General features: G+C 72.3%; 10 protein-coding genes. 8 read left to right on the forward strand and 2 right to left on the reverse strand.

What is annotated here, in order from left to right:
• Positions 1-2: 2 nt before the first annotated feature.
• Positions 3-3,743 (reverse strand): trifunctional transcriptional regulator/proline dehydrogenase/L-glutamate gamma-semialdehyde dehydrogenase, encoded by a 3,741-nt coding sequence (putA, locus tag AC3WQM_RS13645; protein ID WP_492679363.1) that lies wholly within the window; start codon positions 3,741-3,743, stop codon positions 3-5.
• A 159-nt stretch (positions 3,744-3,902) separates the two neighbouring features.
• Here putA and AC3WQM_RS13650 point away from each other — a divergent pair, with 159 nt between their 5' ends.
• Genes AC3WQM_RS13650 through AC3WQM_RS13665 form a run of 4 tightly spaced genes read left to right on the forward strand, consistent with a single transcriptional unit; the run spans position 3,903 to position 6,260 of the window.
• On the forward strand, positions 3,903-4,508 hold the full coding sequence (locus AC3WQM_RS13650; protein ID WP_492679365.1) for a helix-turn-helix domain-containing protein: 606 nt from the start codon (positions 3,903-3,905) through the stop codon (positions 4,506-4,508).
• Positions 4,505-5,056, forward strand: a complete 552-nt coding sequence (locus tag AC3WQM_RS13655; RefSeq protein ID WP_492679367.1) for a GNAT family N-acetyltransferase — start codon at positions 4,505-4,507, stop codon at positions 5,054-5,056. Before AC3WQM_RS13650 ends, AC3WQM_RS13655 begins: the two co-directional genes overlap by 4 nt.
• Positions 5,053-5,832 carry a class I SAM-dependent methyltransferase gene (locus AC3WQM_RS13660; RefSeq protein ID WP_492679369.1) on the forward strand — a complete coding sequence of 260 codons (780 nt, stop codon included), beginning with the start codon at positions 5,053-5,055 and terminating at the stop codon, positions 5,830-5,832. Before AC3WQM_RS13655 ends, AC3WQM_RS13660 begins: the two co-directional genes overlap by 4 nt.
• Before the next feature lie 44 nt (positions 5,833-5,876).
• Positions 5,877-6,260, forward strand: a complete 384-nt coding sequence (locus AC3WQM_RS13665; protein WP_492679371.1) for a PaaI family thioesterase — start codon at positions 5,877-5,879, stop codon at positions 6,258-6,260.
• Between the two features lie 3 nt (positions 6,261-6,263).
• Here AC3WQM_RS13665 and AC3WQM_RS13670 read toward each other — a convergent pair whose 3' ends face one another.
• Positions 6,264-7,238, reverse strand: coding sequence for a DMT family transporter (locus AC3WQM_RS13670; RefSeq protein ID WP_492679373.1), 975 nt, complete (start codon positions 7,236-7,238; stop codon positions 6,264-6,266).
• A gap of 141 nt (positions 7,239-7,379) precedes the next feature.
• On the opposite strand from AC3WQM_RS13670, the gene AC3WQM_RS13675 reads away from it, so the two are divergent.
• The 4 genes from AC3WQM_RS13675 (at position 7,380) to AC3WQM_RS13690 (ending at position 15,126) form a co-directional block, all read left to right on the forward strand.
• A complete protein-coding gene (locus AC3WQM_RS13675; protein ID WP_492679375.1) occupies positions 7,380-8,258 on the forward strand; it encodes a LysR family transcriptional regulator in 879 nt (292 codons plus the stop codon).
• 81 nt (positions 8,259-8,339) lie between these two features.
• Positions 8,340-13,127, forward strand: a complete 4,788-nt coding sequence (locus tag AC3WQM_RS13680) for a CapA family protein (protein ID WP_492679377.1) — start codon at positions 8,340-8,342, stop codon at positions 13,125-13,127.
• Positions 13,124-14,083: an alpha/beta hydrolase family protein gene (locus AC3WQM_RS13685; protein ID WP_492679379.1), complete on the forward strand. Its 960-nt coding sequence runs from the start codon at positions 13,124-13,126 to the stop codon at positions 14,081-14,083. Before AC3WQM_RS13680 ends, AC3WQM_RS13685 begins: the two co-directional genes overlap by 4 nt.
• Entirely contained in the window at positions 14,080-15,126 is a 1,047-nt protein-coding gene (locus AC3WQM_RS13690; RefSeq protein ID WP_492679381.1) for an aldose epimerase family protein, read from the forward strand. The genes AC3WQM_RS13685 and AC3WQM_RS13690 overlap by 4 nt, the downstream gene beginning before the upstream one ends.
• Position 15,127 lies beyond the last annotated feature (1 nt).

The raw sequence follows: 15,127 nt of genomic DNA on the forward strand, positions 1-15,127 counted from the left end.
GCTCAACCGATCGTCATCAGGCTCGCATTGCCGCCGGCCGCGGCGGTGTTCACGCTGAGCGCGCGCTCCAGCACCAGGCTCTCGAGCGGGATGTCGGCGTCGCCCGGCGCGAAGCCGCGCACGCCGACGAGGGGGCCGGGCCGCGCCGCCACCTGCTGCAGCACGCTGGCAAGGTGGCCCGCGTCGCCGTGGTGCAGCACGGCGTCGAAGACCACGGTGGGCGCGCGCCAGTCGTTGGCGAGCACGACCGCGTGGCGCGCCTCGTCGGGCAATGCGGCCAGCAGCGCGTGCGCGCCGGGCGCATCGGCGGGCCAGATGGCGGTGCTGCCGACCGACAGCACGGCCGCCAGCTGCACGAGCCGGTCGGCTTCCGCATCGGCGAGGCACAGCACGGCCTCGCGCGGCTGCAGCGTGTAGACGTTGCGCTCGCCGGTCGGGCCGGCCAGCGTGCGTGCGCGGCCCACGTGGGCCAGGCCCGCGAAGCGGCGGCACTGCGCGGCCAGCGCGTCGCGGCCCGTGGCGCGCGCCCAGCCTTCGAGCGCCGCGAGGCTGCTGGCAGGTGCCACGGGTTGGTCTTCGGCCACGGCGCGCGCCAGCACGTCGTCGGGCCGCGCCGATAGCAGGCGCGCCATGTACAGCGGCCCGCCGGCCTTCGGTCCGGTGCCCGACAGCCCTTCGCCGCCGAAGGGCTGCACGCCCACCACGGCGCCGACCATGTTGCGGTTCACGTAGACATTGCCGGCCTGCGCCTGCGCCACCACCTGCGCAATGGTCTCGTCGATGCGCGTGTGCACGCCCAGCGTGAGGCCGTAGCCGCTGCCGTTGATCTGGCCGATGAGCGCGCCCAGGTCGCGGCGGCGGTAGCGCAGCAGGTGCAGCACGGGGCCGAACACCTCGCGCTGCAGCTCGCCCAGGTGTTCCAGCTCGACCAGCGTGGGCAGCACGAAGGTGCCGTGGCGCGTGTCGTGGCCGAACTCGCGGCCCTGGCGGAACACACGCCGTCCGCGCCCGCGCATGCCGGCGATGTGGCGCTCGATGCCGTCGCGCGCCTCGTCGTCGATGACGGGGCCCACGTCCACCGCGAGCCGCGCGGGGTTGCCGATGCAGCTCTCGGCCATCGCACCCTGCAGCATGGCGACGAGGCGGTCGGCCGCTTCTTCCTGCACGCACAGCACGCGCAGCGCCGAGCAGCGCTGGCCGGCGCTGTCGAAGGCCGAGGCCATCACGTCGGCCACCACCTGCTCCACGAGCGCGGACGAGTCCACGATCATCGCGTTCTGTCCGCCGGTCTCGGCGATCAGCGGCACCGGCGCGCCGTGCGCACCCAGGCGTGTCGCCAGCGTCTTCTGCAGCAGGCGCGCGACCTCGGTCGAGCCCGTGAACATCACGCCCTGCACGCGCGCGTCGCCGACCAGCGCGGCGCCGACGGTCTCACCGCGCCCCGGCAGCAGCTGCACCGCCGCGCGCGGCACGCCCGCTTCCCACAGCACGCGCACGGCTTCGGCGGCGACCAGCGGCGTCTGCTCGGCCGGCTTGGCCAGCACCGGATTGCCGGCCGCGAGCGCGGCGGCCACCTGGCCGGTGAAGATCGCGAGCGGAAAGTTCCACGGGCTGATGCACACCACCGGCCCGAGCGGGCGGTGCGTGGCGTTGGCGAAGTCGGTGCGCGCCTGCGCCGCGTAGTAGCGCAGGAAGTCGACCGCCTCGCGCACCTCGGCGATGGCGTTGGCGCCGCTCTTGCCGGCCTCGCGCATCAACAGGCCGAGCAGGCGCGGCTGCTGCGCTTCGAGCGATGCGGCGGCGCGCTCGAGCGCGGCGGCGCGTTCGGCGGGCGGCGTGGCGGCCCACGCCGCGGCGACGGCTTCGGCCTGCGCAATGGCCGAGGCCACGTCGCCCGGCACCGCGTCCTGCACCTGGCCGACGAGGTCGCGGCGGTCGGCGGGGTTGCGCACCTCGGCCCAGGTGCGACTGGCTTCGTCTTCAGCGCGCGGCGCAGCGAGCATCGGCGTGGCGCGCCACGGCTCGGTCGCGCTGGCCTGCAGCGTGGCGGCGAGCGCATGCAGCGTGGCTTCGCTCGCGAGGTCGAGGCCTTGAGAGTTGGCGCGCTGCGCACCGTAGAGCGCGGCCGGCAACGGAATGGCCGCGTGCGGCAGGCCCATCGCGCCTTCCTCTGCAGCCATGCGCTCGACGGTCGCGACCGGGTCTTCCACCAGCGTGTCGAGCGGAATCGACGCATCGGCGATGCGGTTCACAAACGAGGTGTTGGCGCCGTTCTCCAGCAGCCGCCGCACCAGGTAGGCCAGCAGCGTCTCGTGCGTGCCCACCGGCGCGTAGATGCGGCAGGGCCGCCCGAGCGGCCCCACCACCTGCTCGTACAGCGGCTCGCCCATGCCGTGCAGGCACTGGAATTCGTACTGGCCCGGCGTGTAGCGCGACGGGTCGGCCATCGTGTAGATCGCGGCCAGCGTGTGGGCGTTGTGCGTGGCGAACTGCGGGTACACCGCGTCGGGCGCGTCGAGCAGGCGGCGCGCGCAGGCCAGGTACGACACGTCGGTGTAGGCCTTGCGCGTGTAGACCGGGTAGCCCGCCAGCCCGTCGAGCTGCGCGCGCTTGATCTCGCTGTCCCAGTAGGCGCCCTTCACGAGGCGCACCATGAGCCGGTGGCCGCTGCGGCGCGCGAGGTCGATCACCCAGTCGATGACGAAGGGGCAGCGCTTCTGGTAGCCCTGCACCACGAAGCCGATGCCCTGCCAGCCCGCCAGCGCGGGCTCGAAGCACAGGCGCTCCAGCAGGTCGAGCGACAGCTCGAGCCGGTCGGCTTCTTCGGCGTCGATGTTCAGGCCGATGTCGTAATGCAGCGCCAGCAGCGCCAGGTCGCGCAGCACCGGGTACAGCTCGGCCATCACGCGCGTGTACTGCGCGCGGCTGTAGCGCGGGTGCAGCGCCGACAGCTTGATCGAGATGCCCGGCCCGCCGTACACGCCGCGCCCGTTCGAGGCGCGGCCGATGGCGTGGATCGCGTCTTCGTAGGCCGCGCGGTAGCGGCGCGCGTCGTCGGCCGTGAGCGCGGCTTCGCCGAGCATGTCGTACGAATAGCGAAAGCCCTGCGCCTCCAGCGCGCGCGCATGCGCCAGCGCCTGGGCGATGGTTTCGCCGGTGACGAACTGCTCGCCCATCATGCGCATCGCCATGTCCACGCCCTTGCGGATCAGCGGCTCGCCGCCCTTGCCGATCAGCCGCGTGAGCGTGGCCGACAGGCCCGTCTCGCTGTGCGTGGCCACCAGCTTGCCGGTGAGCAGCAGGCCCCAGGTGGCGGCGTTGACGAACACCGACGGGCTGTGCCCCGCGTGCGCCTGCCACTGGCCTTGGGCGATCTTGTCGCGGATGAGCGCGTCGCGCGTGTCGGCGTCGGGAATGCGCAGCAGCGCCTCGGCCAGGCACATCAGCGCCACGCCTTCCTGCGACGACAACGCGTACTCCTGCAGCAGGCCCTGCACGAGGCCCGAGCGGCCGCCGCCGTTTTTGCGCTGGCGCAACTGGTGGGCGATGCGGTGGGCCAGGGCATGGGCCTCGGCGGCCTGGTCGGCCGGCAGCCGGGCCTGCGCGAGCAGCGGTGCCAGCGCCTCGGATTCGGGCGGCCGGCAGGCGGCCGTGATGCGGGTGCGCAGCGCGGACGGCGCGGCCGGGCCGTCGGCGAAGGTGGCGAAGGTCGAGGGAAGGGGGGCGGGATCGTTGGCGCTCATGGTGCGTCGGTGGTGGTGATGTGTTGGATGATTTCAGCGATAGGCATGAATATTTCTCCAAAGAACAGTAACTTCGACGAGCAAGTCTCTGCGGCCGAGACGGCCGGTTTTCACCTCGGGGTTGACTGAATATCTATTTCACTGGATATTTAATCCAATATGAAAGAAGAATCAGCGTCACCCCCCAGCCTCAACGAACGTATCGCCCAGCGTGTGCGCGCACTGCGCGCCGCGCGCGATCTCTCGCTCGACGCCCTGGCCACGCACTGCGGCGTCAGCCGCTCGATGATCTCTCTGATCGAGCGCGGCGAGAGCAGTCCGACGGCCGTGCTGCTCGAAAAACTCGCGACCGGCCTGGGCGTGCCGCTGGCCTCGCTGTTCGAGTCCGACGCGCCGGCCGCCAGCCCGGTGTCGCGCCGCGCCGACCAGCTCGAATGGCGCGATCCGCATTCGGGCTACCTGCGCCGCAACGTCTCGGCCGGCGGCGACGCCTCGCCGATCCAGATCGTCGAGGTGCTGTTTCCGCCCGGCGCACGCGTGGCCTACGAAACCGGCGCGCGCGAGCCGCGCATCCACCAGCAGGTGTGGGTGCTCGAAGGCTGCATCGAACTCGCGGTCGGCGACGCCCAGCACCGGCTCGAAGCGGGCGACTGCCTCGCGCTGGTGCTCGACCAGCCGACGAGCTACTTCAACCCCACCCGCGAGACGGCGCGCTACGCGGTCGTCATCACCAGCGCGCCTTCTCACGCATCCAACCGGAAATGACCATGACTGCTGCCACCACCACCCCGCGCCTGCGCGCCCTTTCTTCCGTGACCGAGGCCGAGCTGAACGCGCTGGCCGACGTGCTCATCGACTGCGTCGACGGCGGCGCCTCGGTGAGCTTCATGCAGCCGCTCACGCCCGAACGCGCGCGGGCCTTCTGGCGCCACGTGGCCGACGGCGTGGCGCGCGGCGAGCGCGAGCTGCTCGTGGCCGAGGACGACGCGGGCATCGTCGGCACCGTGCAGCTGGTGCTGGCGCAGCCCGAGAACCAGCCGCACCGCGGCGAGGTCGCGAAGATGCTGGTGCACCGCCGCGCGCGCCGCCACGGCCTCGGCGCGCTGCTGATGAAGGGCGCCGAGCAGCGTGCGCGCGACCACGGCAAGACCCTGCTGGTGCTCGACACCTCCAGCCCCGAGGCCGAGCGGCTGTACACCCGCTGCGGCTGGCTGCGCGTGGGCACCATCCCCGGCTACGCGCTGCTGCCCGACGGCACGCCGTGCGGCACCACCTACTTCTACCGCGCGCTCGACGACGCCACCGTTGCATGAGCGCATTCGACGACCTGCTGCACGACGCCCAACAGCGCCCGCTGACCGGCTGGGACCTGTCGTGCGACGGCCGCATCGCCACCACGCCCGCGCCCTGGCATTTCGAGGACGCGGTCGACCAGCTGGCCCGCCGTTCGCCCGACCTGCTCGACATGGGCACCGGCGGCGGCGAGTGGCTGAGCCGCCTGCCGCACCGGCCCGCGCGCACCGTCGCCACCGAGGGCTGGGCGCCGAACGTCGGCATCGCGCGCGAGCGGCTGGCGCCGCTGGGCATCGAGGTGGTCGAGGTCGAGGGTGCCGACGACAACGCGCTGCAGGCGGACGACGGTGTGCAACCGAAGCTGCCGTTCGGCGATGCGTCGTTCCACCTCGTCGTCAACCGCCACGAGTCCTTCGCGGCGCGCGAGCTGCAACGCATCCTCGTGCCGGGCGGGCACTTCCTCACGCAGCAGGTCGCGTCGGATTTCAACGCCGGCTTCCACGCGCTGCTCGACCTGCCGTGGTCCGCGCCGCCGCGCTGGCAGCTCGACACCGCCACCGCGCAACTGACGCGGGCCGGGCTGCGCGTGGAGCACGGCGAGGCGGGCGCGGAGCGCCTGCGCTTTGCCGACATCGGCGCCTTCGCGTGGTACCTGCTGCAGGTGCCGTATGTGTGCCCCGGCTTTCGCATCGACGCCTGCCGCGCGGCGCTGCAGCGGTTGCATGCGCGCATCGCGGCAGGCGAGGCGCTCGAGGTGCGGCAGGCGCTGTTCTGGCTCACGGCCGTGCGGCCCTGAGCCCTGCGGTCTACAGTCGGCGGGTCCTTTCATTTCCCGTCGCCATGAAACATCCCTTCGCCGAACTGATCGACCTGCACTGCGAGCAAGCCTCCGCCGGCGCCAGCACCATGACGCTGGTGGTCGCGCCGCAGCACCTGAACCCGCACGAGGTCGTGCACGGCGCCGTGCTGTATGCGCTGGCCGACACGGGCATGGGCACGGCGCTGTACCCCACGCTCGAAGCGGGCGAGATCTGCGCCACCATCGAGATCAAGATGAACTACTTCAAGCCCGTGTTCGAAGGCCAGGTCGTCTGCAGGACCACGCTGCTCAACCGCGGGCGCACCGTCGCCAACCTGGAGTCGCGGCTGTACGTGGGCGAGGTGCTCGTGGGGCTGGCGAACGGCAACTACGCGATCTTCCGGCGCAGCCGCGCCGAGGGCTGATGTTCAGGGCGTGACGCCGCAGGTGCGCTGACCCGACGCCGGCGCGCGGACCGGGGCCACCGGCGTCGCCGCGCGCTTCGCTGCCGCCACATGCAGCAGCAGCGCCACCACCACCATCGCCACGCCGACGATCTCGTGCGTCGCGGGCGGCTTGCCGAGCGCCAGACTCATCAGCAAGGCCGACACCGGCACGAAGTTCAGGAAGGCCGTGCCCGTGACCGCGCCGAGCGCGCGCACGCCGTGGTTGAAGGCCAGCACCGCGAGCGCCGACGGCACCAGCCCCACGTACAGCAGCACCTGCCACGACAGGCGCAGCCCTTGCGCGTCGGGCGCGGGCGAGGCGCCCAGCGCGGTCATGCCCACCGCCACGGCCAGCAGCAGCGGCCATGAGGCCAGCACCGTGAGCGCGGTGTAGTCCACCGTGTCCAGCGTCGGGAAGCGCGCCGCGCCGCGCGTGTAGACGACCCAGCCCAGCGTGCCGACGAAGGCGATGGCGTCGCCCAGCAGCGTGTCGTGCGACAGGCCCGCGCCGCCGGGCGACAGCAGCCCGGCCACCGTGGCCACGCCGGCCAGCGCCAGCGCGGCGGTCAGCAAGGTGGTGCGCGTCGGGCGCACGCCGTCGAGCCACCAGCGCAGCAGTTGCGTGGTGATCGGCGTGGTGGCGATCAGCACCGCGCCGTGCGAAGGCACCGAGTGCGAGAGCCCGACGAACAGCAGGATGCTGAACACGCCGAAGCCCGCAAAGCCGTGCAGCGCCAGCGGCACCGCGTGCTGGCGCAGCTTGTGCCAGCCGCCGCTGCCGCGCAGGCCCAGCAGCGCGGCGAACACCAGCGCCGACAGGGTGTAGCGGATGAGCGTGAGCCACACCGGCGCCACGTGCTGCAGCACGCCCTTGCCGACGAGGAACAGGCTGCCCCAGCTGGCGGTGGCGAAGAGCAGGGCCGCAATGCCCGGCAGGCGTGAGGAAGGGGAGGACACGGGGAAACCTTTCAAGGAAACGGTGAGTGCGTGACCTGAAGGATGGGGACGGCCCGCCGCGAAGGCCATTCGTTTCTTTGGACAGGGGCTTCCGAAAAAGCGAACGGACGACTGCGCCGCACGCGCTCACAATCCGCGGTCATGGAGCTGTACCAACTGAAGACCTTCGTCGCCATCGCGAAGGAGGGCAACCTGACCCGTGCCGCCGAACGCGTGTTCACCAGCGCCCCGGCCGCCAGCGCGCAGCTCAAGGCGCTCGAAGACGAACTCGGCGTGCGCCTGTTCGAGCGCACGCCGCGCGGCATGTCGCCCACCGCGGCCGGCCGTCGCCTGCTCGAGGAGGCCGAGCGCACCCTGGCCTCGGCGATGCGCATGCAGTCGGCCGCCGACCAGCTGCGCGGCGCGGCGCAGGGCGTGGTGCGCTTCGGCACGGTGGTCGATCCGGTGGCGCTGCGCCTGGGCAGCGTGCTGGTCACGCTGGCGCAGCAGCACCCGCAGGTCACGCTGCAGCTCAAGCAGGGGCTGTCGTACGAAACCCTGGCGGCCGTGCAGCGCGGCGAACTCGACTGCGCCTACGTGCTCAGCGATGCCGAGCGGCTCGAAGGCTTCGAGCTGCGGCGCCTGGGCGTGGTCGACCTGGCCGTGGGCCTGCCGCTGTCGGTGGCGCAGGCGCACCCCGATCTCACGCTCGCGCAGCTCACCGACCTGACCTGGGTCGGCACGCCGCCCTCGTGCATCCTGCGCGCGCACCTCGAAAAGCTGTTCGCTTCGGCCGGGCGCGACTACCGCCAGGGCGTCACCGCCGACGGCGAGAGCGCCATCCGCAGCATGGTCGCCAGCGGCATGGGCGCGGGCCTGATGCGGCTGGACCAGGCCGAGCAGGGTGAGCGCCAGGGCGAACTCGTGGTCTGGAACGGTTGGCGCTCACACACGTGGCTGTGCTGGGTCGCGCCGGCCGGCGGCCAGCGATCGGCGGCGGTCGAGGCCGTGCGCGGCGCGGTGTTCGACGCCTGGGCGTGACCCGGGCCTGATCCGGGTCCGACGCCGCCCCGGATTTCCGCAGTGGCAGGCTGCGCCGTGGCCTGTCATCATTCGCGGCGCATGACTCACCAAGCTCCCGTCCCCCTCGCCGATCTGTTGAACCGCGCCAGGCAGGCCCTGGCCACCCCGGACGGGGCGCTGCCCCCGGCCCCGCCCGCCACCGACGAGGCCGGCTGCGTGGTGTTCCTCGCGATGGGCGAGGGCGAAAGCCGCGCCCGCGTCGTCATGGGCCGCGGCCCCGACACCGAGGCCGCGTGGCAGGCCGCCGCCGAGGCGCTGGCCGTGAAAGCCCAGCGCGCCGAGCGGCCCGCGCAGCGGCTGCGCGCGGAGATCGTCGAGCGCGCCACGCCCATGACCTGGGGCGAACTGAAAGCGCGGCTGGCGCAGACCAAGCGCAACTACTTCAACGAAGGCATCGCGCTCGACGCGCGCTTCGAGACCGCGCTGCTCGCGCAGGAGATGCACGGCAGCGCCGTGCTCTACAACGGCACGCTGGACCATGCCGACCCCAACAGCGGCAACCTGCGAACGCACACGAAGCGCCGCTTCGGCGACGAGCGCGACTTTCCCGCCGACGACGCCGCGCCCGTGTGGTGCTTCACCACGCGCGCCGTGTACGTCGACGCCGAGGGCGCCTGGCCGCTCACCGCGCAAGGGCAGGCCGCGGGCTTTCGCACGCTCACCGACTGGAACGCAAAACAGGTGCGCGCGCTGGTCGATTCGGCGAGCGACTACCTGGCCGAGCAGGTCAAGCCCACGGGCGAGTTCCACTACGGCTGGTTCCCCTGCTTCGACCGCGCGATTCCCACCTACAACACGCTGCGCCACGCCAGTTCCACCTACGCCATGCTCGAAGGCTGGGAGCTCACGCGCAGCGACACGCAGAAGGCCGCCATCGACCGCGCGCTGGCCTTCCTGAGCCAGCGGCTGATCCGCCGCGCCACGCTGGTCGACGGCACGCAGGCCGCGTTCCTGGTCGACATCGGCAACGAGATCAAGCTCGGCGGCAACGCCGTGTGCCTGCTGGCGCTCGTGAAGTACACCGAGCTCACCGGCGATGCGCAGTACCAGCCGCTGATGGAGCAGCTCGCGCTGGGCATCCGCTCCATGCAGGACCCCGAGACGGGCCGCTTCGTGCACGTGCTCAACCATCCGGGGCTCGACGTGAAGGAGCCCTACCGCATCATCTATTACGACGGCGAGGCGGCCTTCGGGCTGATGCGGCTGTACGGCCTCACGCGCGACGCGCGCTGGCTCGCGGTGGTCGAGAAGGCCTTCGAGCACTTCATCGCCGCGGGCCACTGGCGCGCGCATGACCACTGGCTGAGCTACTGCGTCAACGAGCTCACGCGCTTCAAGCCCGAGACGCGCTACTACCAGTTCGGCCTGCAGAACATGGCGGGCCACCTGGACTTCGTGCTGGAGCGCATCACCACCTTCCCCACGCTGCTCGAGCTGATGATGGCCGCGCGCGAGATGGTGCTGCGGCTCGAAGCCGACCCTGCCCTGCGCCCGCTGCTCGCGGGGCTCGATCGCCACAAGTTCGACCGCGCGCTGGAGCACCGCGCGCGCTACCTCGCCAACGGCCACTTCTGGCCCGAGCTGGCGATGTTCTTCCGCCACCCCGACCGCATCGCGGGCGCGTTCTTCATCAAGCACCACAGCTTCCGCGTGCGCATCGACGACGTGGAGCACTACCTGTCGGGCTACGTGGCCTACCACCGCCTGCTCGAGGCGCGCGAGGCGCAGCAACAGAGCGCACAGCTCTCGCAAGCCGCGACCGAGCCGGCCGCACCGCGCGGGCTCGAAGGCACCGTGCTGTGGGGCGGCGACGTCAACCTGGGCCGGCGCCAGCACTACCGCATGCACGAACTCGGCGGCCCCGCCCGCATGCTCGGCGACATCCCCGCGCTGCGCGAGGCCGACCTGCGCATCGTGAACCTCGAATGCGTAGTCGCCACCACGGGCGCGCAGGGCGTAGAGAAGGACGAGGGCGGCCCGTATTACTACCGCGCGCGGCCCGAGATGCTCGCGGTGCTGACCGAAGCCGGCATCGACATGGTCGCCACCGCCAACAACCACAGCGGCGACTACGGCCCCGAGGCGCTGCTGGAGCAGCACGGGCTGCTGAACGCCGCCGCCATCGCGTTCGCCGGCACCGGGCCCGACCTCGATTCCGCGCTGAGCCCCGCCTTCCGCCAGGCTGGCGGGCTGCGCGTGGCGCTGTTCTCGCTCGACGCCACGCAGCCGCGCTTTGCGGCCACCGCGAAGCTTCCTGGCGCCGCCTGGCTGTCGCTCGACGACCCCGCGGCCTGGCGCGCCACGCTCGCGCCGCGCATCGCCGCCGCGCGCCATGAAGCCGACGTGGTGCTGGTGGCCGTGCACTGGGGCGAGAACCTGGAGACCGAGCCCTCGCGCGCCGAGATCGCCGTCGGCCATGCCATCGTCGAGGCCGGCGCCGACGCGGTGCTCGGCACCTCGGCCCACGTGCTGCAGGGCATCGAGGTCTACCAGGGCCGGCCGATCCTGCACGACGCGGGCGACCTGCTGTTCGACGCGATCCGCAACGACCTCGCGGACTCCGGCGTGTTCTCGCTGCGCCTGGGCCCGCACGGCGTCGAAGAGGTGGTGTTCACGCCGGTGGGCGTGGGCTTCGGCTTCTCGCAGCAGCTCGCGGGCGAAGCGGCCGAAGCCGCCAGCGCGCGTTTCGCCGAACTGTGCCGCGCGCTCGGCACCGAGATGACGGCGCGGCCCGACGGGCGTTGCGCGCTGCGGCTGTCGCCACCCGAACGCACCGCGCCGGCCGGGCGCCCGCCGCTGGCGCCGCTGTCGGCCTCGCGCCCGCCCGCACTGGTCGGCCCCGTGCTCGCGCCCCGGCCCGAGTGGTCGGTCGATGCGGTGCCGGCCGACGCGCAGATGCGCCCGATCCAGATCGGCCCGCTGCGCCTCGTGGGCATCCGCTGCGCGCCGACGCAGATCGTGGGGCGCCGGCTGCTGTGGGTCGAGTCGTTCTGGACCGTCGATGCCCCCGTGAGCGCCGACCTGCGCGTGCAGTTCCGCGCGATGCCGATGCGCAGCAGCACCATGCCGCTCTGGGGCGAGGCCATGGACCACGACCCCTGCGACTGGATGTGGCCCACCAGCCGCTGGACGTCGGGGCGCATCTACCGCGACCGCTACGGCCTGCGCGCGCCGCGCCTGGGCCTGCTCGAGAACGACGTGCTGCAGATCGAGGTGCGCGTGCGCGGCAGCATGTCCGACCTGCCGGGCGCGCGCCGGCTGCCCGTGTGGTGCGGCCTGCGCGTGCCGAAATTCCCAACGCCGCTGCCCCAGCGCCCCGCGCCCGTGCTCGCCGCGCTGCGCCCCGGCGCAACGCCGCAGGCGTCGCCTGTGTGGACCGCCGACGAGCTGCAGCGCGTGGTCGGTGGGCAGTGGCTGGTGCCGCCGCCGCCGGGCTGGTTCGTGAACGCGGTGGTGCGCGGACCGGCGCACATGGCGCGGCTGCCGAAGCCGGCGCTGTTCATCGCGTCGGACTACCGCACGCTCGCCAAACACGAGAACTACAGCAAGCCGCGCAGCGACAACCCCGACCGCCATGACGACCTGCCCGCGCTGCAGCAGGCGCTGGCGGGCGCCGTGGTCGCGCACCCGGTGGCCGGGCTCGACCCGTCGCTCCCGCTGCTGCAGGTGGACGACCCGATCCGCGCCATGATCGACCTGGGCATCGCCGCGCGTGCGCGCTTCCAGGGCCGCGTGGTGGGCGTGACCGGCACGGTCGGCAAGTCGTCCACCATCGCCATGGTGCGCGACCTGCTGCCCGAGGCGGCGCGCGTGCACACCACCATCGACAACTACAACTCGCGCGTCGGCGTGCCGGCGATGCTGGCCAACCTCGCGGCCGACGCCGACGTGTGCGTGCTCGAGATGGCGCAGAGTTCGCTGTGGATGGACCGCGGCCCGATCTCGCTGCTGGCGCGCCCGCACGTGGCCATCCTCACCGAGATCGGCCTGTCGCAGACCCGCCAGACCGCCACGCTCGAGCAGACGGCCGAGTTCAAGTCGCGCATCTTCCTGGGGCTGGAGCCCGGCGGCGTGGCCATCGTGCCCGACCACATTGCCTGCCTGGCGCAGGTGGTGCGGGCCGCGGCGCGCACGGCGGGTGCGATCTGGGTGGTGGGCAGCGGGCCCGACGCCAACATCCGCATCGTCGACACCCGGCCCGAGCCCGACGGCGGCTGCCGCGTGCGCATCGCGCTGCCGGGACGCACGGTGGAGTACCTGTTCCCGATCGCGAGCGCCGGGCTGGTGCGCAATTCGTCGCTGGCCTTCGCCGCGCTGCTGGCCATGGGCTTCGACGCCGAGGCCGCGTGCGCACGCATGCCTTTCGTGCGCCTGCCGGCCTCGGTGATGCAGGTGCGCGCGCTGCGCACGCCGGGCGGCGTGCAGGCCACGCTGATCGACGACAGCTGGAACGCCGAGGTCATGTCGATGCGCAACGCGATGGAGTTCGTGCGCACCTACCAGCGCGCGGTGCACGGGCCGGTGACGCGCAAGATCGGCGTGCTCGGGCGCATCATCAACCTCGACAAGGAAGCCGAGGCCATGCACCGCAGCCTGGCCGCGCCGCTGCTGGCCTCGGGCATCCAGCACCTCGTGACGCACGGCGCCGAGATGCGCTGGCTGCGCGAGGAGGTGCCGGCCGAACTGCTCGGCCCGCACTTCGAAGACGCCGCGCAGCTCACCGGCTACCTCGTCGACTTCCTGCGCGACGGCGACCTGGTGCTGGTGAAAGGCGACCGCCAGCAGTCGGACTTCGGCCTTATTTCCGAACTGCTGCAGAAGCTATGAAACCCCGCGCGCGCCTGGCTTGTTTGCTGCTCGTGATCGCACTCGTGCAGACGGCCTGCGCGCAGCGTGCCGATCCGCCGAAGGCTTCGGCGCCGCGCGAGCCGGCAGCCTCCGCGTCGGCCGAGGGCGCGCTGCTGCACTGGAACCAGCCCGCCGTGCGCGCCAACTGCCCCGACCGCCCGGGCTTTCTCTGGGTGCAGGCGGTCGAAGGGCCGTCGTGCATCCGCTACTTCGCGAGCCGCGACATCGACGACGCGCGCATCGCCATCGTGCAGTTCTCGGGCGACCGCGACAGCGTGATGAACCAGTCGCCCACGCGCATTCCCGGCAACACCGAGCCGCTGCGCACGCTCGACGCACAGGCCGCGGGCGATCGCGCGGGCATGCCGTGGATCTTCATGGCGCGCCCCGGAACCTACGGCTCGTCGGGCGACCACCGCCGGCGGCGCGAGGCGGTGGAGTTCCATGCGCTCGATGCGGCCCTGGAGGCGCTGATGCAGCGCCACCGGCTGCAGCGCGTGGTGCTCTTCGGCCACAGCGGCGGCGCCACGGCCGGCGCCGCGCTGCTCACGCTCGGGCGCACGCGCGTGGCCTGCGCGGTGCTCACCTCGGGCGCGTTCGACCTGCTGGAGCGCGCGCGGCTGCTCGGCCGCTCGAAGGACGGGCGCACCGACACCACGGGCAGTTCGCAGGTCTACGACCCGCTGGACCATGTGGCCGGCATCCCGCGCGACCCGCAGCGGCGCATCGTGCTCATCGGCAACCCCGACGACCGCAACACGCCGTTCGCGCTGCAGCAGCGCTTTGCCGATGCGGTGCGCAAGGCAGGCCACCGCGTCGAGGTGATGACCTACGCGGCCGAGCCGCCGACCTTCCACGACTTGAAAGACCGCATCGGCCTGCGCACCGCGTCGCAGTGCGCGCGCGAGGCACTGCAGTCGCAAGAAGCCCGATGACCCTCACCTCGCGCCCCTTCGGCGCCATGCCCGACGGGCGTCCCGTCACCGAATACACGCTCGACAACGGCCACGGCCTGCGCCTGAGCGCCATCCACCTCGGCGGCATCGTCACCGCGCTGCACGTGCCCGACCGGCAGGGGCGCAGCGCGAACGTGGTGCTGGGCTTGCCGTCGCTGGCCGACTACCTGAAGCCGCACCCGCATTTCGGCACCATCGTCGGCCGTTACGCGAACCGCATCGCGGCGGGCCGCTTCACGCTCGATGGCACGGCTCACCAATTGGGCCTGAACGACGGTGTGAACACGCTGCACGGCGGCGCCACCGGCTTCGGCAAGCGCTACTGGGAGATCGTGCCGGTGCCTCACGAACTCGCCCTCGAACTGCGCTACACCAGCGCCGACGGCGAAGAGGGCTACCCCGGCGAGGTGCAGCTGACGGTGCGCTACACCTTGAGTGCCACCGCCAACACCTGGCGCATCGACTACCGCGCCACCACCGACCGGCCCACGGTGCTCAACCTGAGCCACCACGACTACTTCAACCTCGCCGGCAGCGGTTCGGTGATGGACCACGTGCTGACGCTGCCCGCGAGCCGCTACTGCCCGGTGGACGCCACGCTCATTCCGCTCGGGCTGGGCGAGGTGGCCGGCACGCCTTTCGATTTCCGCACGCCGACGCGCATCGGCGAGCGCATCCGCGAAGGGCACGAACAGCTGCTGCGCGCGCACGGCTACGACCACAACTGGGTGCTCGATCGCAGCGGTGCGGGGCTGGCCTTGGCCGCACGCCTCGCCCACGAGGCCTCGGGCCGCGTGATGGACGTGCACACCACCGAGCCCGGCGTGCAGTTCTATTCGGGCAACTTCCTCGACGGCAGCCTGCTCGGCAGCGCGGGCGCGAGCCTGCGCCAGGGCGACGGCCTGTGCCTGGAGACACAGCACTTTCCCGACGCGCCGAACCGGCAGGAGTTTGCGTCGACCGTGCTGCGCCCCGGCGAGGTGTTCGCCAGCGCGACCGAGCACCGCTTCGGCATCGGCTGAC

This window comes from Variovorax sp. FW301-JW7 (assembly GCF_058788795.1).

Coding starts and splice junctions, on each gene's coding strand:
- AC3WQM_RS13665 (WP_492679371.1), top strand. CDS start 5,877: ATGAAACATCCCTTCGCCGAACTGATCGACCTGCACTGCGAGCAAGCC.
- AC3WQM_RS13660 (WP_492679369.1), top strand. CDS start 5,053: ATGAGCGCATTCGACGACCTGCTGCACGACGCCCAACAGCGCCCGCTG.
- AC3WQM_RS13680 (WP_492679377.1), top strand. CDS start 8,340: ATGACTCACCAAGCTCCCGTCCCCCTCGCCGATCTGTTGAACCGCGCC.
- AC3WQM_RS13655 (WP_492679367.1), top strand. CDS start 4,505: ATGACCATGACTGCTGCCACCACCACCCCGCGCCTGCGCGCCCTTTCT.
- AC3WQM_RS13650 (WP_492679365.1), top strand. CDS start 3,903: ATGAAAGAAGAATCAGCGTCACCCCCCAGCCTCAACGAACGTATCGCC.
- AC3WQM_RS13685 (WP_492679379.1), top strand. CDS start 13,124: ATGAAACCCCGCGCGCGCCTGGCTTGTTTGCTGCTCGTGATCGCACTC.
- AC3WQM_RS13690 (WP_492679381.1), top strand. CDS start 14,080: ATGACCCTCACCTCGCGCCCCTTCGGCGCCATGCCCGACGGGCGTCCC.
- putA (WP_492679363.1), bottom strand. CDS start 3,743: ATGAGCGCCAACGATCCCGCCCCCCTTCCCTCGACCTTCGCCACCTTC.
- AC3WQM_RS13675 (WP_492679375.1), top strand. CDS start 7,380: ATGGAGCTGTACCAACTGAAGACCTTCGTCGCCATCGCGAAGGAGGGC.